Origin of the sequence: Neisseria sp. CCUG17229, from assembly GCF_047839235.1 — a bacterium.
GTDB classification, from domain to species: domain Bacteria; phylum Pseudomonadota; class Gammaproteobacteria; order Burkholderiales; family Neisseriaceae; genus Neisseria; species Neisseria brasiliensis.
In genome coordinates, this window is the sequence record NZ_CP181247.1 from 1,697,291 (window position 1) to 1,719,178 (window position 21,888).

The window sequence follows — 21,888 nt, forward strand, 5'->3', positions numbered from 1 at the left end:
CGAATCTTATAGTTTCCATTCGCTCAATTTGGCTTGGTACGCATCCAAATCTTCAATCGGACGGGTCGCCACACCGCTTTCCATCGCGGCTTTGGCCGTCGCCGCAGCTACGCGTGGCAACAGGCGTGAATCGAATGGGGTTGGAATCAGGTAATCCGCGCCGAATTCAAATTTGTGGCCGTAAGCAGCAGCCACCTCTTCGGTTACTTCTTCCATCGCCAAATCAGCCAAAGCATACACGCAAGCCAGTTTCATTTCTTCGTTGATGGTGGTTGCGCCGCAATCCAATGCGCCACGGAAGATGAATGGGAAGCACAATACGTTGTTCACTTGGTTCGGGAAGTCGGAACGACCGGTACCAATCACCACATCCGGGCGGGTTTCTTTCGCCAATGGCGGCATGATTTCAGGATTTGGGTTGGCCATGGCAAATACGATTGGTTTGTCGTTCATGGTCAACAGCATTTCTGGCGTCAGCAAGTTGGCACCCGACAAGCCCAAGAAGATGTCTTTGCCTTTTACGGCATCGGCCAAGCTGCGTGCACCGGTGTCTTCTACCGCGTAGAATTTTTTCGATTCATCCATGCGGTCTTTGTCTTCGCGGGTTTGGTAAATCATACCTTTAGAGTCGCACACGGTCACGTTTTCACGTTTCAGGCCGACTGCCAACAATTGGTTCAAACACGCAATCGCAGCAGCACCTGCGCCGGAACACACCAAAGTGGCTTCGCTGATGTCGCGGCCGGTGTGGCGCAAAGCATTCAATACAGCGGCAGCGGTGATGATGGCGGTGCCGTGTTGGTCGTCGTGGAATACTGGAATTTTGCAGCGTTTGCGCAATTCGCTTTCGATGTAGAAGCACTCAGGGGCTTTGATGTCTTCCAAGTTGATACCGCCGAAAGTCGGCTCCAATGCAGCGATGATGTCGACTAATTTTTGTGGGTCTTTTTCGTCGATTTCAATATCGAATACATCCACGCCGGCGAATTTTTTGAACAATACGCCTTTGCCTTCCATAACAGGCTTACCGGCCAATGCGCCGATATTGCCCAAGCCCAAAACGGCGGTACCGTTGGAAATCACGCCAACCAAATTACCTTTAGAAGTGTACTTGTAGGCGGCTTGTGGGTCGGCTTCGATTTCCAAGCAAGGGAATGCAACACCCGGAGAATAGGCCAATGCCAAATCTTCCGAAGTGCTCAGAGATTTTGTCGGGGTAACGGATACTTTACCCGGAACGGGGAATTCGTGGAATTTCAGTGCTGCATCTTTCAATGTATTTTCCATTGTGCTAATCCTGTTGCAATAATTTACGCTGTGAAGAGTGAAAGCCGTCTGAAAATCGGTCAGGCGGTATGATACAAAAGCAATCCGATGATTTTAAGCTGATATAATCGGGCGTAATTTTAACATGCAACCTGAAGCGGGCATACCGATAATTTGATTATTTTTGTCAACAATAGGAAAGTATTTGATAAGACGCAATAAAGGCCGTCTGAAAAACCTTCATTGTGTTTTTCAGACGGCCTTTTGTTTATTTTTGAATTAAAGCCCGAAATGGCGACTTAATGCCGTTTCAATATCCTGTTTAACCTGTTCACGCTCACGATTGCTGTCAATCACGGCGTAGCGATTTGGCGCGGCGGCGGCTCGGTTGAGGTACACCTCACGCACGCGTACAAAAAAATCGGCCTGCTCCTGCTCGAAGCGGTCTTTTTCACGCGTTTGGCTGATGCGCGCCATCGACACCTCAAGCGGCACATCCAGCAACACCGTCAAATCCGGTCGCAAACTGCCCTGCACCCAGTTTTCCAATACTTCAATATCCTGCAACGATACACCGCGCCCGCCGCCCTGATAGGCAAACGTAGCATCGGTAAAGCGGTCGGACACCACATGAATGCCTTTTTCCAACGCCGGCAAAATCACGTCTTCCAAATGCTGCTGGCGCGCGGCAAACATCAGTAACGTTTCCGCCCGCAGGCTGACTTGGGTTTGCGGATTCAGCAACAAATCGCGCAAGGCTTCACCCATTGCCGTACCGCCCGGCTCGCGCGTAAAAACCACCGGCAATCCGCGTTCGTCAAACCATGCCTGCATCACGGCCAAGTTGGTTGATTTTCCGGCACCGTCTATGCCGTCGAGCGTAATGAATTGGGCGTTCATGGGATTCCTTTAATCTAAATAATAGGCCGTCTGAAATTCTACAATAATATTGTATTTTCAGACGGCCTATTATTGATACTAAAATTACTTTTTCAAAATATACTTGCGCACGGCGGCGTTGTGTTCATCCAAAGTATGGCTGAATTGGCTCAAGCCAGTGCCGTCCATACGGGAAACAAAATACAGGTATTTTTCAGTCGAAGGATGTGCGGCGGCTTCCAACGCGGCTTTGCCCGGCAAGGCAATCGGGGTTGGGGTAAGACCGGCGCGGGTATAGGTATTGTAAGGTGTATCGCGGCGTAAATCCGCTTTGCGGATTTTGCCCTGATACGCTGCACCCATGCCGTAAATCACGGTTGGGTCGGTTTGCAGGCGCATGCCGATGGCCAAACGATTTTTAAACACCGACGACACATGCGCGCGATCGGCCGGATGGCCGGTTTCTTTTTCGATGATGCTCGCCATAATCAGCAATTCATACGGATTTTTATATGGCAAACCGCTTTGACGCTCATCCCATGCGGCGCTAAGTTCGCGCTGCATGGTTTTATAGGCCAAACGGTAAATCTGAATATCGCTGCTGTCGGCATCGATTTCGTAGCTATCCGGGAAGAACTGGCCTTCCGGATTCGGATTCAGCGCATCCGGCGCAATTTCGGCCATCAGCTTTTCATCGCTCCATTGCGCGGTATCGTGCTGAATGCTCTCGGTTTCGTTGATGATTTTGCGCATGGTGGCAAAACGCATGCCTTCAACAATTCTCACGCTCACGGTATCCGGACGGCCACTGCGTAATTTTTGCAACACACCCCACGCCGAAGCTTTGGCCGGCATTCGGTAGGTGCCCGCTTTTAATTGATTGTGCATACCGGTTGCATATGCAGCCAATATCAAAACATGGCGGTTGTAGATCATGCCTTCATCGGCCAATGTTCGGCTTACTGATGAAATACCTTGGTTTTTAGCCACTTTTACGCGATAGGTTTTACCGTTGTCTTTTGGCACGAACAACAATGCCGCCACGGCAGCAATAGCAGCCAGCAAAAGCACCAGCAGCCATTTCAACAATTTATTCAACATGGTAGGATGTGTTATCAAGTTTAATCGGCGACAGTATAACCGAATGTGCTGTTTTTGCCGAAGATTTACTTACCACAACATTTCAATATTTGTCGACTTAAAGTATCTAAGGCCATTAAAATATGAATTTTGCATCCTCTTTGCAGCAAGGCCGCTGGTCGGCTGCCCGCCAAGCCCATTCACCCAACTTTGAAGCACGTCCTGCCGGTGAAAAAATCTCGCTGGTGGTGTTGCACAATATTTCCCTGCCGCCGTTTGAATACGGCAATGGCGCGGTAGAAAAGCTGTTTACCAACCAAATCCGGCCGCAAGAACATCCGTTTTTCAGCGTGATTCATACCTTGCGTGTCTCCAGCCATTTTTTTATCACACGTGAGGGTGAAGCGGTGCAATTTGTGTCGTGCGACGATATGGCCTACCATGCCGGGGTATCGTCATTTCAAGGACGGGAAAAATGTAACCAGTTTTCCATCGGCATTGAAATGGAAGGCTGCGATTTTGAGCCGTTTACTGAAGCACAATACCAAACCTTGCACCATCTATTAAATGCATTACAAGCACATTACCCTATCGAGGCTGTCACCGGTCATCAGGATATTGCCCCCGACCGCAAAACCGATCCGGGTCATTTTTTCGATTGGCCTCGTTTAATCCAAGCAGGTTTTCCAGTTACGCATTGACTTTTCAGACGGCCTGCAACAAAGTTGTTGTCGGTTTTATGCTTAATGCTGTCAGAATAGTTAAATTTCGCTATAATCCGAACATTACCGTGATGTCCCGATTGCGGTTCAAGTCCGGCATTGCGCCACTCCAGAAATTACTTCCCCGAGAGTGCCCACCATGATTATTATCGTTTTAGGCTTGGCTATTATTTTAGCTGTGATTGCCTACAATATGTATCAAGAAAACCAATACCGCAAACAAGTGCGCGAACAATTCGGCCACTCCGATAAAGATGCGCTGTTGGCCAGCAAAACCAGCCATGTGCGCGATGGTAAAGAATCCGGCGGCCGCGGTTTCTTGTTGAAAAAACCAAACAAAGCCGAAGAAGCTGCTTTGCGCAACCTGCAAAAACAAGATGAAATTTATGCTGCTAAAGCAAAATCAGCCAAGCCGTCAACCATTCAAACAGACATCGACTTAGCCATTAAAGATGATGGCATCGAATTACCGGGTCAAGGCACAGCCGGTTTGAACAATACCACCAACACGCCCAATACCTCTACTGCACAACACAGCAACTTAGTCAGCTTGGATGAGTTGGTACAAGTAGAATTACCGTGGTTCGATCCGCGCTTTGACTACCTGGCCTACACCGTATTGAATGAAGCGCAAGAGCTGCATGCCTTGCCGCGCTTATCTAACCGCCACCGCTTCCAAATCATCGGCTGCACCATGGACGACCGTTTCCAAGTGGCCGAGCCGATTCCGGGCGTATATTACCAAGGTTTCGTGATGGGCTTGCAGGCGGTCAGTCGCAATGGTTTGGCTTCTGAAGAAGAATTGGAGCAATTCAACCAACAAGTTGCCGCCTTCTCCCAATTGGTTGGCGGCCAAGTACGTTACACCGATTTACCGGCTTTTGTCGAAGTGGCTCAAGCGCTCGACAACTTCTGCGAACGTGTTGACCAAACCATCGCCATCCACTTAGTATCGCGCTCCAGCATCAGCGGCTTGGAATTACGTTCAGCAGTGGAAGGCGCGGGCTTCAATCTGGCTGAAGACGGCACGTTCCATTACCCTGATGAAAACAGCAATCCGATGTTTATCTTGGCATCGCTCGATAATTCACCCTTTACCGGTGCATTGCTGAACAATCAAGCCTACCGCGGATTCAGTATGCTGTTCGACATTCCTCATATTCCGGCCGGTGAAAAAACTTTCGACCTGTTTATGGACTTGGCTGTTAAATTGTCCGGCCAACTGAGCTTAGATTTGGTCAACGACAAAATGGAAGAAGTGTCCACCCCTTGGCTAAAAGACGTGCGCAATTATGTATTGGCGCGTCAGGAAGAAATGCTGAAAGTGGGCATCAAACCGGGCAGCAAACAATCGCTGCGTTTGTTCTCATAACGCCATTTTTCTCAAAAAAAAGCGGATACGCACAACAGCGTATCCGCTTTTTTCAGGTAAAATCTACCTATCTTTTTTTATGCTTTTTCAGACGGCCTGTTTATTTTATAAAGGCCGTCTGAATATTTGACTCAATGAACGCAACCGAACAAAAAATCCAAGACTTCACCGCCCTGCTCAACCGCTACGCCTACGAATACTACACGCTCGATGCGCCAACTGTGCCCGATGCCGAATACGACCGTTTGTTTCGCGAGCTGGAAGCTTTGGAAGCCGCGCATCCTAATTTAAAACAGCCCGACAGCCCGACCCAACGTGTCGGCGGCGCGGCATTGGATGGTTTCGCCAGCGTGCGCCATACGGTACCGATGTTGTCGCTGAACAATGCTTTTTCACCACAAAACGAAGAAGGCGTGTTCGACCATGCGGAAATGTATGCTTTTGATGAACGCGTACGCGGCGGCTTAAACGGTGCGCAGCCTGAATATGTCATCGAACCGAAATTCGACGGTTTGGCCATCAGCCTGCTGTACCGCGACGGCGTATTGGTGCAAGCGGCTACGCGTGGCGATGGGGCAACCGGCGAAGATGTGACGCAAAATGTGAAAACCATCGCCAATATTCCCTTGCGCTTGCATGGCGATAATGTGCCGCAATTGATTGAAGTGCGCGGTGAAGTGTTGATGCTCAAAGCCGATTTTGCCGCACTCAACCAGCGTCAGGCCGAACAGAATCAAAAAGCGTTTGCCAATCCGCGCAATGCCGCGGCGGGCAGCCTGCGCCAACTCGATTCCAAAATCACCGCGCAGCGTAAACTGCACTTTTTCGCCTACGGCATCGCGCAGCAACAAGGCGGCTTCGTTTCGGAAGAACATATTCAAGAATTGGCTTATTTGAGCGAACTCGGCTTCAGCCTGCCCTACGGCCAATTCGGTTGTTTCCCCAATATTGGCGAAGTATTGGCTTTTTACGAGCAAATGCAGCAAAAACGCCCTTCCCTGCCGTATGAAATCGACGGCATGGTGGTGAAAATCAACAGCTTGGCACAACAAGAAACGCTGGGCTTCATTTCGCGCGCGCCACGCTGGGCGATTGCCCATAAATTCCCCGCCGAAGAAGCCTTGACTGTGGTAGAAGCGATTGACGTGCAAGTCGGCCGCACCGGTGCCGTGACTCCCGTGGCGCGTTTGCAGCCGGTGTTTGTCGGCGGTGTAACCGTGACCAATGCCACGCTGCACAACGAAGGCGAAACACAGCGTAAAGACGTGCGCGTCGGCGATACGGTGATTGTACGCCGCGCGGGTGACGTGATTCCCGAAGTGGTGCGCGTGGTGTTCGACCGCCGACCGATGCAAACCATTGAAACACAAAATCATCTTTCAGACGGCCTGCAAGATGATTTGTTTGCCATGCCATCTGAAAACACGCAAACGGACACCCAACCGCTTTATCCGCAATACCGCCTGCCCGAGCATTGCCCGATTTGCGGCAGCGACATCGAGCGTGAAGAAGGCGAAGCCGTGGCGCGTTGCAGCGGCGGTATGCTGTGCCAAGCGCAGCGGGCACAAGGTTTGATTCACTTTGCTTCGCGCAAAGCCATGGACATCGACGGCCTCGGTCAACGCCAAATCGAACAATTGGTGGCGCAAGATTTGGTACAGCATTTTGCCGACCTATACCGCTTGGACATCACCACCCTGCAAAAAATGAAGGAAACCACCGAGCAAACGGAAGCGCAACTCAACGCAGAAGGCATGCCGTCTGAAACTACCTTACCGCTTTCAGACGGCCTCAAAAGCAGCAAAAAAGCCTCGCCGACTAAATGGGCGCAAAATATTCTCGACGGCCTCGAAGCGAGCAAACAGCCTGATTTGGCGCGCTTCTTGTTTGCTCTCGGCATCCGTCATGTCGGTGAACGCACGGCCAAATCGCTGGCACAAGCATTCGGCGATTTGGAAAGTGTCCGCCGCGCACCCGAACCTGTTTTGGCTTGCCTGCCAGACATCGGGAGCGTAGTGGCGCATTCCATTGCTCATTTCTTCGCCCAACCTGAGCAGCAAAACATGATTGACGAATTACTGGCAGTTGGCGTTGCACCGCAAACACAAGCCATCACTCTGCCTATGGGACAATACGTTACCCCCGAACGTTGGATCAACCGCCTGCCCAGTTTCAAAATCAGCGAAAAAAAAGCCGCCGCGCTGTGGGATTTAGCCGGTAAAAGCGTGGAAGGTTTACTCAACGACAAAGCCCTGCCTGCTGATTGGCAACAATGGCGCAGCGTTGATGCCAATTCATCGCTTTTAACGACCATGCAGCAATTTTTGGCACACATGCCGTCTGAAACCGACACAATAGCCGAATCCCATTCAAGCAGCCTGTTTGGCAAAACCTTCGTCTTAACCGGCACCTTGCCCACTTTAAAACGTGATGAAGCCCAAGCCATGATTGAAGCCGCCGGCGGTAAAGTTTCCGGCAGCGTCTCGAAAAAAACCGATTTTGTGGTTGCAGGCGAAGCTGCCGGCAGTAAGCTGGAAAAAGCCAATGCGCTAGGTGTGGCTGTTTTGGATGAAGCTGCCTTATTGGCATTGTTAAATACATAAAGAAATGAATTTTTTTGAGATTGACGGTCAAACAGACAAGATTTCAATTTGATGATTCACGGAGACATAATGAAACCGATTAAAAAAGCCGTATTTCCTGTTGCCGGTATGGGCACACGTTTTTTGCCTGCCACCAAAGCCAGCCCGAAAGAAATGCTGCCTATCGTTGATAAGCCTTTGATTCAATATGCGGTTGAAGAAGCCGTTGCCGCCGGCTGTACCGAAATGGTGTTTGTGACCGGTCGCAACAAACGCAGCATTGAAGACCATTTCGACAAAGCCTACGAGCTGGAAACCGAATTGGAACATCGCAACAAAGAAAAACTGCTGGCACACGTTAAAGACATTCTGCCGCCTGAAATCACGTGCCTGTATATCCGCCAAGCCGAAGCTTTGGGCTTGGGTCATGCCGTATTGTGCGCCCGCGCCGCTGTCGGCGATGAGCCGTTTGCCGTGATTTTGGCGGACGACTTAATCGATGCCCCACAAGGCGCGTTGAAGCAAATGGTCGATATTTACAACCAAAGCGGCAACAGCGTATTGGGCGTGGAAACCGTTGATCCTTCGCAAACCGGTTCATACGGCATTGTTGAAGTGGAACAACTCAAAAGCTTCCAGCGCATCACCAATATTGTGGAAAAACCAAAACCGGAAGAAGCCCCTTCCAACTTAGCCGTGGTCGGCCGCTACATCCTGACTCCGCGCATTTTTGATTTGCTGACCAACTTGCCACGTGGCGCAGGCAATGAAATCCAACTTACCGATGCCATCGCCCGCCTGCTGGATCACGAATTCGTGTTGGCACACGCGTTTGAGGGCAAACGCTACGACTGCGGCAGCAAATTAGGCTATTTGGAAGCCACTTTGGCTTATGGTTTGAAACACCCAGAAACCGCAAAAGACTTTGCCGAATTGTTGAAGCAATATGTTAAATAATCGGTGTTAATAAAACAGGCCGTCTGAACTTTCAGACGGCCTGTTTTATAGTCATTTATTTTTTCCAATACGCCGGTGTAAACAAAATCAACACCGTGAAAATTTCCAAACGCCCCAGCAGCATCACAATGGTACACAGCCATTTCTGCACATCATTCAAGCTGGCATAATTGTGCGCCGGCCCCACTTCACCCAAGCCCGGCCCCGCATTGGTAATGCAGGCGATCACCGCTGTAAACGCGGAAACAAAATCCAAGCCGGTGACCATCATCAAGAAGGTGAACACGACCACCGTCATAAAATACACAAAAATAAACGACATCACCGTCAAGGCCATACGTTCGGAAATACTGCGGTTATTCACCTTCACCGTACGCACCGCGCGCGGGTGCAGCAAAATCATCATTTCGCGCAAACTGAATTTGAACAGCACCAAAGCGCGCACGTTTTTAATGCCGCCACCCATCGAGCCGGAACATGCCAATACGTTAGACAAGAAAAACATCCACAACGAAATCAGCAGCGGCCATTTGGCAAAATCGGTATTCGCAAAGCCACTGGCCAAGCCAATCGACACAAAATTAAAGCTGACAAAACGAAACGCATCAGCCAGCGACGGATAAAATTCTTTGTGCCACAAATATAGGCTAGCCATAATGATGCTGCACGTCATGGCCAGCAACAACACGCGGCATTCTTCGTCTTTCCAATATACTTTCAGCGAACGCCCGCCCAGTGCAGCAAAGTGGCTAGCAAAATTGATGCCGCCAAACAGCGTGAAAAACATAATCGTCCATTCGATTTTCACCGAATTGAAATAAGCAATGCTGTCATCATGCGTGGAAAATCCGCCCAAAGCCACTGACGACATCGCATGACAAAGCGCATCAAACCAGCTCATCCCCGCCCAATGCAAGGAAAAAAATGCCGCCACGGTGGTTAAAATATAAGCACCCCACAGCTTTTTGGCCACCTGCGAAATCCGCGGCGCCATCTTGCTTTCTTTATCCAAACCCGGGATTTCAGCTTTGAAAAGCTGCGTACCACCAACACCCAACATCGGCAAAATTGCCACCGCCAACACGATAATACCCATACCGCCCAGCCAGTTGAGCATGTGCCGCCAAAAATTGACCGACGGCGCCAAGGTATCCAAGCTGCTGATAACCGTTGCCCCCGTAGTGGTTAAGCCCGACATCGCCTCAAAAAACGCATCGGTAAAACTCATGTGCGGCACATATAAATAAATCGGCACCGCCGCCACCATGGCAAACGCCAGCCACAGCATAATCACCAAAGTAAAACCGTCGCGCGGACGCAACTCACGGTTATAGCGCAGCGTCAGCAGCCAGATGGTGCAGGAAGAAAACGTCGTCACCAGCGCGGTACGGGCAAATGCCGGGAACGCGCTGTCGAGAAAAAAATACGACATCAGCGTCGGCACCATCAGCAACAGCGAAAACAACACGCCGAGCTTGGACAGCACGTGGATAATCGGTATGACTTTATACATATCAATCTTTTAAACGCAGGCCGTCTGAACACGGCTGCCGAAACAATTCAAAAATTTCAGACGGCCTTGTTGCTATTGATAAGGCCGTCTGAAAGCGTATTTTATCAAATTCTCTACAAATGGATATGGATATTTCGATTTCAAGCTATCTGAAATGAGAATAAATCTCAAAATAAAACAGATGATTAGGTTTAATACTGGGATTTTATCTTGTCATAAACTTGTCTTTTAGCAAAATAGGTATATAATGTTATACCATAACATTTGCTAGGAAATTTTATGAAACCCGATATTCATCCGGATAATTACCGCACCGTTTTATTCTACGACAGCGGCGCCGACGAAGGCTGGCTCATCCGTTCATGCGCCAATACCCACGGTAAAACCATGGTTTGGAAAGACGGCAACGAATACCCACTGTTTTCTTTGGATACCTCTTCCGCCTCCCACCCTGTTTACACCGGCAAACAGCGCAACGTGACCACCGAAGGCCGCGCCAGCAAGTTCCATCAACGTTTCCAATCCATGATGGGTTCTTTGAGAAAGGATAAATAATGCAAGTTTTATCTTCTCTGAAAACGGCGAAACAGCGCCACCGCGATTGCCAAATCGTGCGCCGTAAAGGCAAAGTGTATGTGATTTGCAAGAGCAATCCACGTTTCAAAGCGCGTCAGCGTTAACCTTTTTTGCTGTGATTTTTTTATGTAACTCTCTCTGGCTATTGAGATTTGGCCGCACCGCATCCCCTTGGTGCGGCATTTTTTTGTTTATTTTTTATAAGCGTTATTCACATCGAGGCCGTCTGAAATTCAGACGGCCTCGATGTGAATGTTTAGACTGGACAACTGATTTTTTCCAGACGGCCTCAATCAATGCGGCAATATTCAACCGATAAAATCTCAATCTCTTCACGCCCTTCCGGCCCGTTGAGCACCACTTGATCGCCTTCACGTGCTTTAATCAGGCAGCGCGCTAAAGGGGAAATCCACGAAATCTTGTTTTGGGCCGTATCAATCTCATCCACGCCGACGATTTTCACAGTTTGCTCGCTGCCATCGCCGCGCAATAATTCAACAGTTGCGCCAAAGAAAACTTGGTCGGTCGCTTCGCGTGCTTCCGGATCGACCACTACCGCGGCTTCCAAACGCTTGGTTAGGAAACGGATACGACGGTCAATTTCGCGCATACGACGTTTGCCGTAAAGATAATCGCCATTTTCACTGCGATCGCCGTTGCTTGCTGCCCAGTTGACGATTTGCACGATTTCGGGACGCTCTTTGTTGACCAGTTGATAAAGTTCGTCTTTTAATGCCTGCCAACCAACGGGGGTGATGTAATTTTTGGTTTCTGCTGTCATGATAAATCCTTTACGGACTTTATTTTAATTCAATCGAAAGGCCGTCTGAAAACCCTTTGCGTGAACTGTCCCCCAATTCTTGGACAAATTAAAAATCTTTCTCAAACAGCCTGTTCAAGCTGGGTTCTGTAAGCCACAGGACTCAGCTTTTTTAAATTCAAACTAATACGTTCATAATTGTAGTAACGTATGTAATCATCTATCACTTTGGTCAACTCTGCCACCGATAACACACCTTCCTGATAGAAGCTTTCCACTTTTAATGTCCCGAAGAAACTCTCCATCGGTGCATTGTCCCAGCAATTCCCTTTGCGCGACATGCTCTGCACAATGCCTTTCTCCGCCAGCTTTTCCCGATAAGCCTGAGTTCGGTAAAGCACACCTTGGTCAGAATGCAGCAGCGGGGTCTGCCCTTTCAGACGGCCGAATGCCTTATCCAGCATCTGCATGACCATCTTGCTGTCCGGCTTTCTACTGAGCTCATAAGCCACAATCTCACGATTGAATACATCCAATATCGGCGATAAGTACAGTTTGCCGTCGGTGCATTTAAACTCGGTCACATCGGTCAACCATTTATCTCCCGCTTTATCAGCAGTGAATGCACGCTTAAGGATGTTTTTCGACGTCTCTCCTATAACTTGCGGACGATAGGATTTTTTGTTGCGCACTTTGGCTTTCAAACCCAATAATCCCATAATACGCTGCACTTTCTTTTTATTCCACGATAATACAGCTCCAATCCGCCGTTGGCCGTAGCGACCTTTGTGTTGGTGATAAACTTCACTCACCGCCGCTTTGGCTTCCATATCGGGATCGGATTTACCGATGTGGTAGTAGAAACTGCTTTTGGGTATGCCGGCACTGTGCAACAAGTATTTCAGCGGGTGCTTCGCCCTCAGCGTTTGAACGGTTTCGCAACTTTGGTGGCGTTCTTTTCGTTGAGGGCTTTCATGTGCTTTAGGTAGTCGATCTCCGCCCTCATGTAGCGTAACTCTTCAATCAGCTCTGCCTGAGTTTTTTCATGGTCGGGTTTGTCGACGATAAAGGGATTGTTGCGTTTGGTCTGCGTAGTCTTCATAAGCGTAGCCTGTGGGTGCTGAAGTGCGGCTATACCGCCTTGACGGTAGGCGGCAATCCAACGGCGCAGGTGGGTGCGTGAGACGTTGAAATGGTCTGCGGTACGCTGTTGGCTGTGCACTTGATGGTAATGGAGTACGGCTCGGTATTTGAAGTCTAGTGTATATTTGGACATAAGAAAACTGCACCTTTTTAAAGTTGGGGGAAAGTGTCCAACTTTTGGGGTGCAGTTCAGCGCTTTCAGACGGCCTTTTCTTTCCTGCTTATTCTTCGTCGCTGCTGCTGATGGTAATGCTGTGTTCCATTTTGCTTGGCATGACTTTCAGGCCGCCGCAGCCGGTTTTGCCCTCTGATAAACGCTGCAAATAGGCTTCGTCGATGTCGCCGGTCAGGTAAATGCCGTTAAAGCATGAAGAATCAAAACCTTCGATTTTTGGATTCAAGGCTTTGACTACCGCTTCCAAGTCGTTCAAATCTTGGAACACAATGCCGTCGGCGCTGATTTCCTGTGCAATTTCAGCCGGTGTGCGGCCGTTGGCAATCAGTTCTTCACGCGTCGGCATGTCGATGCCGTACACATTCGGGAAGCGAACTTCCGGTGCGGCCGATGCGATATACACTTTGCGTGCGCCTGAAGCACGAACCATTTCAACAATTTCACGGCTGGTGGTACCGCGCACGATGGAGTCATCCACCAACAACACGCTTTTGCCTTTGAATTCGGTTTCCATCGGGCTTAATTTTTGGCGCACGGATTTTTTGCGCGTCGCCTGCCCCGGCATGATGAAGGTGCGGCCGATGTAGCGGTTTTTAATCAAGCCTTCGCGGTACGGTTTGTTCAAATGCATAGCCAATTCCATCGCGCTCGGGCGGCTGGTATCAGGAATCGGCATAATCACGTCGATGTCATCAATCGGCAATTCACGCTTGATTTTTTCTGCCAGCGACACACCCATATCCAAACGCGCCTGATACACCGATACTTCGTCAATCACCGAGTCAGGGCGGGCAAAATAAACGTATTCAAACAAACATGGTTTCAGTTGTGATGCGCTGCATTGGCGCGAGAAAAACTGGCCGTCAAAGCTGACAAACACCGCTTCGCCCGGCTCAATATCGCGTTCTAAATCGTATTCCAAGGCATTGAAAGCCACCGATTCGGAAGCCACGGCGTAAGATTTGAAACCGTTTTCATCAGTTTTCGAACCCAACACCAGCGGGCGGATGCCGTGTGGATCGCGGAAAGCCACCATGCCGTAGCCTGCAATCATCGCCACCACACCATATGCACCGCGCACCAATTCATGCACGGCTTTAACGGCGGTAAATACATTGTCGGTGCTCAACACTTTATCACTGTTTTTCGAGACTTCATGACGCAACTCATGCGCAAACACATTCAGCAACACTTCCGAATCGGAGCTGGTATTGATGTGGCGCAGGTGTTTGTGGCACACGTTTTCATACAGTTCGGCGGTATTGGTCAAATTACCGTTGTGTGCCAATACGATACCAAAAGGCGAGCTCACGTAAAACGGCTGCGCTTCGGCGCTGCTGCCTGCATTGCCTGCGGTTGGGTAACGCACATGGGCAATGCCGGAATGACCGATTAAATCGCGCATATTACGCGTGCGGAACACTTCCCGCACCATGCCTTTGCCTTTGTGCATATGGAACATGCTGCCTTCAGCCGTCACGATGCCCGCCGCATCCTGACCGCGATGCTGCAGCATCTGCAAACCGTCATACAAAAGCTGATTGACCGGCTCGTTACTCACCAACCCTAATACACCACACATTTGTGTTCTCCGAATAAAAGAATTAACCCAATGAAATAAAACAAGATTAAACCGGTTTCAGACGGTCTATATCAAAAAGGCCGTCTGAAACCGGTTGTGTTATGAAGGAATGTCCGTATCGTTTAATCTGTTGCCTATCGTCGGCAAATAAGGCATCACCACATCATGCGCCAAGGTTTCAAAATAAGGAATGCTGCGCGATGCCTGCCAGTCTTCCGTTTCCGGCAAATCAGTGTAGGAACACACCATCACGGCCAGCGTCACCAACAATACGCCTTTGACTGCACCGAATACACCGCCAAGCAAACGGTTGATGCTACCCAACCCGATGGCCGATACACCGGCAGTTAGCAATGAGCGCAAAAAACGCTGCACCAACCAAGCCGCAAAAAACAGCATGATAAAGGACAATGCTACGCCCAAGGCTTGCGACTCGAAAGACTTAAAGGCAATCCCGGCAAACGGCACGGCAAACCACTTGGCAATGAAAAACGCCACAATCCAAGTAATCAGCGAACTGATTTCGGCAATCACGCCGCGCATGAGCGACATGATAATACAGGCCGCAATCACGCCGAAAGCCAATAAATCCGCCAAAGGAATATTACTCATTCACAATCTGTCCTGCGATGCCGTTTTGAGAACGCAATTTTTCCAAATCTTTCGCCGCTTCTTGGCGACTCTTATATGAATTTGATTTCACACGGTAAACCACACCTTTATCGGTTTTGATTTCGCTGATGGTGGCATTGATGCCGGCTGCTTTCATTTTGCGTTGCAGACTTTGAGCACGCTCTTTATCGGCATAACCGGCCTGAATGGCGGCTTTTTGGCCTTTAGAGCTGCTATCTGCAGCTTTTTCAGTCGACTTAGATTTAGCCTGTTCCGCTTTTTGGGCGGCAGCTTTTTTATCGGCTTCTGCTTTGGCTTTGGCCGCAGCTGCTTTTTTCTCTTCAGCTTGTTTGGCTTTACGCTCGGCAGCGACTTTTTCTGCCTGCTTGCGTTCGGCTTCTGCATCACGTTCTGATTTCTCAGCCTTGGCTGCTGCAGCGCGTTTTTTAGCAGCTTCTTTTTCCGCTGCTAAACGTTTCTCTTCAGCGCGCTTGGCTGCACGCTGTTCCGCCAAACGTTGGCGGCGGGCTTCAGCTTTCTGCTCTTCTGCTGCACGTTTTTCTTCTTCGGCTTTACGGATGCGCTCCGACTCTTCCAAGCCTTTGATGTCACTGTCAACCAATTTATCGTTAATCAACACTAATGGTGCTCCGACATCCTGCGGCGGGGTGGCGGCAACAGGTTTCCATACCTCCACCGGCTGCTCAGCATGCTCGCTTTGGGCAACCTTATGCTCTTTAGCTGCTGCTTCAGCCTCTTCCTTATTGCTCGGCTCCAACACAGCAGCGTTGGCCGGATCTCCTTGCACATCATTTTGTGCAATCGCAGTCGGTGCCGCAGCTGATTTTTCTTTGTCGCCGTTACCCGTGCTCAATACTGAAGCCAATAAAATACCGGCAACCACGACCAATCCTGACGTCATCACCAAGCGGCGGCGATTGCGGCGTTTGAGCTGCTCATAGCCGGTTAAAACTTCTTTTTGCTTATCGTCAGACATGAAATTTCCTATTTACAAGGTCGCCATCACATCGGCAACAGTATGAAACGAACCGAAAACGACAATTCTATCATTTTCAGAAGCTTTCGCCAAAGCGGCTTGGTAAGCGCTTTGAACATGGTCAAAGACTTTGATTTTATCGATGTCGTGCTGCGCCAGTTTGTCTTGCAAAGCGTCAATCGTCATGCCGCGCGGCATGTCTAAAGGCGCAATATACCATTCGTCAAACTGGTCTTTCACAATCTCCAAAACGCCATCGATATCTTTATCGGCCAACATGCTGAACACGGCAATGCGATTTTGCGCAAACGCCAGATTAATCAGGCTGCGGCGCAAGGCACGCGCGGCATGCGGATTGTGTCCGACATCCAAAATAGTCAGCGGACGACCCGGCAACACTTGGAAACGCCCCGGATTTTCCACCAGCAGCAAACCGCGCTTAATTGCCCCAATATCAATCGGCAGCTTGTCGGCCAAGCATTCCAACACTGTTAGCGCGATGGCGGCATTGCCGATTTGGTACGCACCGCGCAAAGCCGGAAATGGCAAGGCATTACGGCGTTTGGGGAAAAGGCCGTCTGAAACTTTCGGATGGAACTGATAATTCCATTGTACATTTTCCAAGGTGTTGAAATCAAAATCTTCTTTGACCAACAACAAATGCGCGCCGATTTTTTCAGCGTGTTGGCGCAAGGATTCCGGCGGCGGATTCTGACCGCAAATCGCCGGTTTGCCGCTGCGGAACACGCCCGCTTTTTCAAAGCCGACCTGCTCGACCGTATCGCCCAAAAACGCCTGATGATCCAAATCCACACTGGTCACCACCGCGCAATCGGCATCGAACACATTCACCGCGTCCAAACGCCCACCCAAGCCGACTTCCAACACCATCACATCCACTTCGGCGCGCATGAAAATATCCACCGCTGCCAAGGTATTGAATTCAAAATAAGTCAGCGAAATATCGCCACGCGCCGCTTCAATGCGCTCAAACGCCGCCACGATGGTTTCGTCGTCAACCGGCGCAGCGTTCACGGCAATGCGTTCGTTAAAACGCAAAATATGCGGACTGGTCAGCGTACCCACTTTAAAACCGGCCTGTTTATAAATCTGCGACAAATAAGCACACACCGAGCCTTTGCCGTTGGTACCTGCTACCACCACCACAGGACATTGCGGTGTTAAGCCCATGCGGGTTTTCACTTCACCTACGCGTTCTAAGCCCATGTCGATGAGGCCGGTGCTGTGAGCGGTTTCTAAATGAGAGAGCCAGTCTTGTAGTGTTTTCATTATTTTTCAGGTATTTATTATTCAAGGCCGTCTGAAACAGACCAGCACCTTATGATATTCAATGCACATCTATTTTTTGCTCAGACGGCGTTTGCTCCGCCTGACACCAACGAGCCCATACACGCAAACGGCGGTGGGTTTCTTTATCCAACATATCGGGCAACACCAATTGCCAAATAGTGCGGCTGCCGGTGTGCCATTGCAAAAACAGCACATGACGTGTCACCAACGATGCGCCGCCCAATACCGCTTCAAAAGCCGTCTGCTCGCGGCTGACGAAAATAGCGGCCTGCTGCAAACGGTTTACCGCAATCTGCTTTACTGCCTGATTACCTTTCAAATCGGCGTGATACCAAGCGTAAGCCAAACTCACCGCCAAACCGAGCAAACCCAGCCAAAACATCACACCATAAAACCACGCCGCACACATCACCGCTGCCGCCAAGTGCAAAACCAACACCATGATTTTCAGGCTGCGGGAAGGCTTCAAGGCCATCTGAAATGCGCGCATGGCTTACATCATGTTGTCGAACACAGGGCTGACATTTAAATCGGCATCTTCCATGTCCAAAACCATATCGTGGATTTCAATTTCAAAAAATTCCCAAAACGCTTTCAAGCTCATGTCTTGCGGCCATTTGGCTTTATCCACGTCCCAACCGGCGATTTCTGCTTCAAAAATCTGCTGATAACGCTCGTCAAAATACGAAATCACCGCTTCCGGCTCATCAAATTCCGGCACCAAAAACACCGAGCAATTGGTGCGGATTTGCTCTACCGTCAAATCAGGCATATTTTCATCGGCCGATTTCAGCCATTCCAAAAAACGTGCGGTCGGTTTTAACACCACGGCGGTGCGGTCAACAAAATACATGACTATCCTTTGATTGCTATTGTCTTTCATGCCGTCTGAATACTGTTCAGACGGCCTTGCACATTGATTAATGCGTCATCACCTGCTGTAAAAACTGCTTGGCGCGCTCGTGTTTCGGATTAGTGAAAAATTCTTCCGGCGTGGCTTCTTCGATGATTTGGCCGTGATCGACAAAAATCACACGGTCGGCCACTTCGCGGGCAAAACCCATCTCGTGCGTCACACACATCATGGTCATGCCGCTCATCGCCAAGTCTTTCATCACCCGCAACACTTCGCCGACCATTTCCGGATCCAGCGCCGAAGTCGGTTCGTCAAACAGCATCACACGCGGCTCCATCGCCAAACCGCGGGCAATTGCCACACGCTGCTGCTGACCGCCGGACAATTGGCTCGGCAAGGCATCTTTTTTGTGCGCCAAACCGACGCGCTCCAGCAATTCCATTGCCTTGGCTTCGGCTTGGGCGCGGCTCTGCCCTTTCACTTTCATCGGCGACAACACAATGTTTTCCAACACGCTCAAATGCGGATACAGATTGAAACTTTGGAACACAAAGCCCACTTCTTCACGCACTTTATTGAGATTGGTTTTCGGATCGGCCACATTCACGCCATCGACCCAGATTTCGCCGCTTTCAATGCTTTCCAGCTGGTTGACGGTGCGGATTAAGGTCGATTTGCCGCTGCCCGACGGGCCGCAAACCACCACCACTTCGCCTTGTTTGACTTCCAGATTCACACCATTGATAACGTGCAAATCTTTGAAATGTTTGTGTACATTTTTGAATTTAATCATATTTTACTTTCAGACGGCCTGCTTGACCGTTTAGCGCACAAAATCGCGTTTATACGCCATGTGGTTTTCAATATTGGCTTGGGCGTCTTTTTCATCCCAAATCTGCAATTCCCAAGGATAATAGAAATTGCTGCTGTTTTTAAAATAAATATGCACGCCGATGTAGCCGTCAATATCGCGCAAATACCAGTTTTTCAAACCATATTCCGCTTTCCAATCATCCAGCTTTTCCAAAATCTCAGCCACGGTTTCAGACGGCCAAATCAGGCGTGCGCCGAAAATATCGTTGAGGATATTGTTGACCGGATACTGGTTGTCGCGCGCCAGATAACGCTCGATTTTATGGTGTATGCTTTCGGCGGTTTTCACGCGGTAAAAAAAGTCGATACCGCGCGTATCGGCAAAAGCCAGATAATCGTTAATCGCTTCGTGCAGATTCAGGCGGTAAGACAAAATATGCTCGGTCGGTACTTTACGCAACGTGTGGCTCAAATTAATTTTGGCCACTTTGCCGCTTTCGAAATAATCCTGCGAATATTGCGCATGAATGCGGTTAATTTCGCGGATTAACCGCTCGGTTTTACGCAGATTGGTTTCCATGAATGCCCTTCTGTTCAGACGGCCTTATTCACCAAATAATTGCTCAAGGCGACATATTTTTCCGGCGCGATGTGTTCGGCGCGATCTTGCGGGCTGATGCCCACGGCTTCTAAATCGGCATCGTCGGCCAATTCTTTCAAATTATTGCGGATGGTTTTGCGGCGCTGATGGAAAGCGAGCTTGACCAGTTTGGCAAAATGCTCGAAATCATCAGCTTTGCCGATGCGGTGTTTCGACGGAATCATGCGCACCACGGCGGAATCGACTTTCGGCGCGGGGTCGAACGACTCTGGCGGCACGTCAATTAGCGATTCCATCTCAAAAAAGTATTGCAGCATCACGCCCAAGCGGCCGTAGTCGTTGGTTTTCGGCTCGGCCACCATGCGTTCGACCACTTCTTTTTGCAACATAAAATGCATATCAATCACGTCATCGGCCACTGCGGCCAATTTAAACAGCAGCGGCGTGGAAATATTATAAGGCAGGTTGCCGACGATTTTCTTTTTGCCCGCAATGCTGTTGAAATCAAATTGCAGCACATCGCCTTCGTGTATCACCAATTTATCGGCAAACGGCAGCGTTTTCAATCGCTTGACAATATCACGGTCGATTTCGCAAACGTGCAGTCGGTTGAGTTTTTTCGCCAACGGCTCGGTAATTGCGGCCAAACCCGGACCGATTTCGATAACAATATCATCGGCTTCGGGGCGCACGGCGTTGACAATATCGCTGATGATGCGCGTGTCTTGCAAAAAGTTTTGCCCAAAGCGTTTGCGGGCTTTGTGTTCTTTCATACGGCGTCTTTATTCGGGGGATTTTTTCAAGGACGTATTGTAACTGAAAATATCCGCCGATTGAGAAAAGGCCGTCTGAAAACGGCATATTTTTTTGCCATGCGTTCAGACGGCCTATTTTGTTATTTTTCAAACGGTGGCACAGCCAAACCAAATTGCGCCAAAAGTTCAACCGTTTCAAATACCGGCAAACCCATCACACCAGTAAAACTACCCTGCAAATGCGCGACAAACACACCGCCCAAACCTTGAATGCCATACGCACCGGCCTTATCCATCGGCTCGCCGCTGGCAATATACGCTGCGATTTCTGCCGCGCTCATGGTTTTGAAGGTGACATCGCTCTGCTGCAACAGCGTGCGCGTTTCGCCCTGCCAATACACGCTGACGGCGGTATAAACCTGATGCGTGGTGGCGGATAATTGCGCCAACATTTCCGCTGCATGGACTTCGTTTTCCGGTTTGCCCAAAATTTGATTTTGATAAGCGACGGTGGTGTCGGCGGTGAGAATCGGAAACTCGGGCGGCTCGGTATGCGCCGCCTGCCATTGCGCCACAGCAGCGGCATTTTTCTCACGCGCCAAGCGTTGCACATAATCGGCGGCCTTTTCTTGCGGATACGGCATTTCGTCGATTTCGGCAGGCAACCGCTGCACGGCATAACCTAAGTTTTCTAAAATTTCACGGCGGCGCGGGCTGCCGGACGCGAGATAAATGTGGTTCATAATGTGATCGCTTTATTGGGTTTTCAGACGGCCTCAAGACAGGCCGTCTGAAACTTATTTATATTCTTCAGCAAGATTAATATAATTCACAGCCGATTGTTTTAAAAACGCTTTTTCCTCATCCGTCAACGCACGCGCTTGTTTGACGGGTGAGCCGAGATACAGAAAACCGCTTTGCAGATGCTTTCCCGGCGGCACCACACTGCCCGCACCGACCATCACTTCATCGTCAATCACCGCGTCGTCCAACACAATCGCACCCATGCCGACCAATACGCGGTTGCCGATGGTGCAGCCGTGCAGAATCACTTTGTGGCCGATGGTCACGTCTTCGCCGATGATTAAGGGCGAACCTTCCGGCTTTTGCGGGCGCGCGCCGGTGACATGCAACACGCTGCCGTCTTGAATATTGGTACGCGCACCGATGCGGATGTGGTTCACATCGCCGCGCATGGCCACCAGCGGCCAAACGTTGACCTGCTCGGCCATGCTGACTTGGCCGATGACCACGGCGGTGTCGTCAATAAAACATGTTTCGTGAATATCGGGGGTGTGGTGTGTGTAAGGGCGAATCGGCATGGCGCACTCTTTTT

General features: G+C 49.8%; 24 protein-coding genes. 6 read left to right on the top strand and 18 right to left on the bottom strand.

The features are described 5' to 3' along the window. Window positions 1–6: 6 nt before the first annotated feature. The 3 genes from ACM67B_RS08120 to mltG all read right to left on the bottom strand — a co-directional run bounded on the left by ACM67B_RS08120 (window position 7) and on the right by mltG (window position 3,246). Window positions 7–1,287, bottom strand: a complete 1,281-nt coding sequence (locus ACM67B_RS08120) for a malic enzyme-like NAD(P)-binding protein (RefSeq protein ID WP_416189188.1) — start codon at window positions 1,285–1,287, stop codon at window positions 7–9. 258 nt (window positions 1,288–1,545) lie between these two features. Next, window positions 1,546–2,166 (bottom strand): dTMP kinase, encoded by a 621-nt coding sequence (gene tmk, locus ACM67B_RS08125; protein ID WP_416189189.1) that lies wholly within the window; start codon window positions 2,164–2,166, stop codon window positions 1,546–1,548. Between the two features lie 84 nt (window positions 2,167–2,250). Further along, complete coding sequence (gene mltG, locus ACM67B_RS08130) at window positions 2,251–3,246, bottom strand: endolytic transglycosylase MltG (RefSeq protein ID WP_416189190.1); 996 nt, start codon at window positions 3,244–3,246, stop codon at window positions 2,251–2,253. 122 nt (window positions 3,247–3,368) lie between these two features. Between mltG and ampD the strand changes: the two genes are divergently transcribed. From ampD to galU, 4 genes are all read left to right on the top strand, one after another. Next, window positions 3,369–3,926 carry a 1,6-anhydro-N-acetylmuramyl-L-alanine amidase AmpD gene (ampD, locus tag ACM67B_RS08135; RefSeq protein WP_416189191.1) on the top strand — a complete coding sequence of 186 codons (558 nt, stop codon included), beginning with the start codon at window positions 3,369–3,371 and terminating at the stop codon, window positions 3,924–3,926. 160 nt (window positions 3,927–4,086) lie between these two features. Then, the gene (locus ACM67B_RS08140; protein ID WP_416189192.1) at window positions 4,087–5,319 is read left to right on the top strand and encodes a cell division protein ZipA C-terminal FtsZ-binding domain-containing protein; all 1,233 of its coding nucleotides are present in this window, start codon (window positions 4,087–4,089) and stop codon (window positions 5,317–5,319) included. A gap of 134 nt (window positions 5,320–5,453) precedes the next feature. Then, a complete protein-coding gene (gene ligA / locus ACM67B_RS08145; protein ID WP_416189193.1) occupies window positions 5,454–7,922 on the top strand; it encodes an NAD-dependent DNA ligase LigA in 2,469 nt (822 codons plus the stop codon). A 69-nt stretch (window positions 7,923–7,991) separates the two neighbouring features. Beyond that, window positions 7,992–8,858, top strand: a complete 867-nt coding sequence (gene galU, locus ACM67B_RS08150; protein WP_100563265.1) for a UTP--glucose-1-phosphate uridylyltransferase GalU — start codon at window positions 7,992–7,994, stop codon at window positions 8,856–8,858. A 55-nt stretch (window positions 8,859–8,913) separates the two neighbouring features. Here the strand turns inward: galU and ACM67B_RS08155 are convergent, their stop codons facing one another. Beyond that, on the bottom strand, window positions 8,914–10,371 hold the full coding sequence (locus tag ACM67B_RS08155) for a TrkH family potassium uptake protein (protein WP_416189194.1): 1,458 nt from the start codon (window positions 10,369–10,371) through the stop codon (window positions 8,914–8,916). Window positions 10,372–10,650: 279 nt separating this feature from the next. On the opposite strand from ACM67B_RS08155, the gene ACM67B_RS08160 reads away from it, so the two are divergent. Further along, window positions 10,651–10,926: a type B 50S ribosomal protein L31 gene (locus ACM67B_RS08160; RefSeq protein ID WP_100563263.1), complete on the top strand. Its 276-nt coding sequence runs from the start codon at window positions 10,651–10,653 to the stop codon at window positions 10,924–10,926. Beyond that, window positions 10,926–11,051 (top strand): type B 50S ribosomal protein L36, encoded by a 126-nt coding sequence (gene ykgO, locus ACM67B_RS08165; RefSeq protein WP_002222621.1) that lies wholly within the window; start codon window positions 10,926–10,928, stop codon window positions 11,049–11,051. Before ACM67B_RS08160 ends, ykgO begins: the two co-directional genes overlap by 1 nt. Window positions 11,052–11,236: 185 nt before the next feature. Here the strand turns inward: ykgO and greB are convergent, their stop codons facing one another. From greB to ACM67B_RS08235, 14 genes are all read right to left on the bottom strand, one after another. Beyond that, a complete protein-coding gene (gene greB, locus ACM67B_RS08170; protein ID WP_416189195.1) occupies window positions 11,237–11,728 on the bottom strand; it encodes a transcription elongation factor GreB in 492 nt (163 codons plus the stop codon). A gap of 101 nt (window positions 11,729–11,829) precedes the next feature. Next, window positions 11,830–12,603, bottom strand: a complete 774-nt coding sequence (locus ACM67B_RS08175; protein ID WP_416188878.1) for an IS3 family transposase — start codon at window positions 12,601–12,603, stop codon at window positions 11,830–11,832. Window positions 12,604–12,626: 23 nt separating this feature from the next. Further along, window positions 12,627–12,983 carry a helix-turn-helix domain-containing protein gene (locus ACM67B_RS08180; protein ID WP_416188879.1) on the bottom strand — a complete coding sequence of 119 codons (357 nt, stop codon included), beginning with the start codon at window positions 12,981–12,983 and terminating at the stop codon, window positions 12,627–12,629. Between the two features lie 88 nt (window positions 12,984–13,071). Beyond that, a complete protein-coding gene (gene purF, locus ACM67B_RS08185; protein ID WP_416189196.1) occupies window positions 13,072–14,607 on the bottom strand; it encodes an amidophosphoribosyltransferase in 1,536 nt (511 codons plus the stop codon). Window positions 14,608–14,706: 99 nt separating this feature from the next. Further along, complete coding sequence (locus ACM67B_RS08190; protein WP_416189197.1) at window positions 14,707–15,219, bottom strand: CvpA family protein; 513 nt, start codon at window positions 15,217–15,219, stop codon at window positions 14,707–14,709. After that, a complete protein-coding gene (gene ftsN, locus ACM67B_RS08195; protein WP_416189198.1) occupies window positions 15,212–16,216 on the bottom strand; it encodes a cell division protein FtsN in 1,005 nt (334 codons plus the stop codon). Before ftsN ends, ACM67B_RS08190 begins: the two co-directional genes overlap by 8 nt. 12 nt (window positions 16,217–16,228) lie before the next feature. Further along, window positions 16,229–17,506 carry a bifunctional tetrahydrofolate synthase/dihydrofolate synthase gene (folC, locus tag ACM67B_RS08200; protein ID WP_416189199.1) on the bottom strand — a complete coding sequence of 426 codons (1,278 nt, stop codon included), beginning with the start codon at window positions 17,504–17,506 and terminating at the stop codon, window positions 16,229–16,231. A gap of 58 nt (window positions 17,507–17,564) precedes the next feature. Continuing rightward, entirely contained in the window at window positions 17,565–18,017 is a 453-nt protein-coding gene (locus ACM67B_RS08205) for a protein YgfX (protein WP_416189200.1), read from the bottom strand. A 3-nt stretch (window positions 18,018–18,020) separates the two neighbouring features. Beyond that, window positions 18,021–18,380: a hypothetical protein gene (locus ACM67B_RS08210; RefSeq protein ID WP_095503640.1), complete on the bottom strand. Its 360-nt coding sequence runs from the start codon at window positions 18,378–18,380 to the stop codon at window positions 18,021–18,023. Between the two features lie 67 nt (window positions 18,381–18,447). Next, the gene (locus ACM67B_RS08215) at window positions 18,448–19,176 is read right to left on the bottom strand and encodes an amino acid ABC transporter ATP-binding protein (protein WP_095503639.1); all 729 of its coding nucleotides are present in this window, start codon (window positions 19,174–19,176) and stop codon (window positions 18,448–18,450) included. A gap of 30 nt (window positions 19,177–19,206) precedes the next feature. After that, on the bottom strand, window positions 19,207–19,776 hold the full coding sequence (locus ACM67B_RS08220; protein WP_095503638.1) for a GTP pyrophosphokinase: 570 nt from the start codon (window positions 19,774–19,776) through the stop codon (window positions 19,207–19,209). Window positions 19,777–19,790: 14 nt separating this feature from the next. Continuing rightward, complete coding sequence (rsmA, locus tag ACM67B_RS08225; RefSeq protein ID WP_416189201.1) at window positions 19,791–20,570, bottom strand: 16S rRNA (adenine(1518)-N(6)/adenine(1519)-N(6))-dimethyltransferase RsmA; 780 nt, start codon at window positions 20,568–20,570, stop codon at window positions 19,791–19,793. 122 nt (window positions 20,571–20,692) lie between these two features. After that, entirely contained in the window at window positions 20,693–21,295 is a 603-nt protein-coding gene (locus tag ACM67B_RS08230; protein ID WP_416189202.1) for a Maf family protein, read from the bottom strand. Between the two features lie 54 nt (window positions 21,296–21,349). After that, entirely contained in the window at window positions 21,350–21,874 is a 525-nt protein-coding gene (locus tag ACM67B_RS08235) for a gamma carbonic anhydrase family protein (protein WP_416189203.1), read from the bottom strand. Window positions 21,875–21,888: the final 14 nt, after the last annotated feature.

Coding starts and splice junctions, on each gene's coding strand:
- greB (WP_416189195.1), bottom strand. CDS start 11,728: ATGACAGCAGAAACCAAAAATTACATCACCCCCGTTGGTTGGCAGGCA.
- tmk (WP_416189189.1), bottom strand. CDS start 2,166: ATGAACGCCCAATTCATTACGCTCGACGGCATAGACGGTGCCGGAAAA.
- ligA (WP_416189193.1), top strand. CDS start 5,454: ATGAACGCAACCGAACAAAAAATCCAAGACTTCACCGCCCTGCTCAAC.
- folC (WP_416189199.1), bottom strand. CDS start 17,506: ATGAAAACACTACAAGACTGGCTCTCTCATTTAGAAACCGCTCACAGC.
- ykgO (WP_002222621.1), top strand. CDS start 10,926: ATGCAAGTTTTATCTTCTCTGAAAACGGCGAAACAGCGCCACCGCGAT.
- ACM67B_RS08220 (WP_095503638.1), bottom strand. CDS start 19,776: ATGGAAACCAATCTGCGTAAAACCGAGCGGTTAATCCGCGAAATTAAC.
- ACM67B_RS08230 (WP_416189202.1), bottom strand. CDS start 21,295: ATGAACCACATTTATCTCGCGTCCGGCAGCCCGCGCCGCCGTGAAATT.
- ACM67B_RS08180 (WP_416188879.1), bottom strand. CDS start 12,983: ATGTCCAAATATACACTAGACTTCAAATACCGAGCCGTACTCCATTAC.
- ACM67B_RS08160 (WP_100563263.1), top strand. CDS start 10,651: ATGAAACCCGATATTCATCCGGATAATTACCGCACCGTTTTATTCTAC.
- purF (WP_416189196.1), bottom strand. CDS start 14,607: ATGTGTGGTGTATTAGGGTTGGTGAGTAACGAGCCGGTCAATCAGCTT.
- mltG (WP_416189190.1), bottom strand. CDS start 3,246: ATGTTGAATAAATTGTTGAAATGGCTGCTGGTGCTTTTGCTGGCTGCT.
- ACM67B_RS08210 (WP_095503640.1), bottom strand. CDS start 18,380: ATGTATTTTGTTGACCGCACCGCCGTGGTGTTAAAACCGACCGCACGT.
- ACM67B_RS08215 (WP_095503639.1), bottom strand. CDS start 19,176: ATGATTAAATTCAAAAATGTACACAAACATTTCAAAGATTTGCACGTT.
- ACM67B_RS08120 (WP_416189188.1), bottom strand. CDS start 1,287: ATGGAAAATACATTGAAAGATGCAGCACTGAAATTCCACGAATTCCCC.
- ftsN (WP_416189198.1), bottom strand. CDS start 16,216: ATGTCTGACGATAAGCAAAAAGAAGTTTTAACCGGCTATGAGCAGCTC.
- ACM67B_RS08235 (WP_416189203.1), bottom strand. CDS start 21,874: ATGCCGATTCGCCCTTACACACACCACACCCCCGATATTCACGAAACA.
- ACM67B_RS08190 (WP_416189197.1), bottom strand. CDS start 15,219: ATGAGTAATATTCCTTTGGCGGATTTATTGGCTTTCGGCGTGATTGCG.
- ACM67B_RS08205 (WP_416189200.1), bottom strand. CDS start 18,017: ATGCGCGCATTTCAGATGGCCTTGAAGCCTTCCCGCAGCCTGAAAATC.
- galU (WP_100563265.1), top strand. CDS start 7,992: ATGAAACCGATTAAAAAAGCCGTATTTCCTGTTGCCGGTATGGGCACA.
- ACM67B_RS08155 (WP_416189194.1), bottom strand. CDS start 10,371: ATGTATAAAGTCATACCGATTATCCACGTGCTGTCCAAGCTCGGCGTG.
- ACM67B_RS08140 (WP_416189192.1), top strand. CDS start 4,087: ATGATTATTATCGTTTTAGGCTTGGCTATTATTTTAGCTGTGATTGCC.
- ampD (WP_416189191.1), top strand. CDS start 3,369: ATGAATTTTGCATCCTCTTTGCAGCAAGGCCGCTGGTCGGCTGCCCGC.
- rsmA (WP_416189201.1), bottom strand. CDS start 20,570: ATGAAAGAACACAAAGCCCGCAAACGCTTTGGGCAAAACTTTTTGCAA.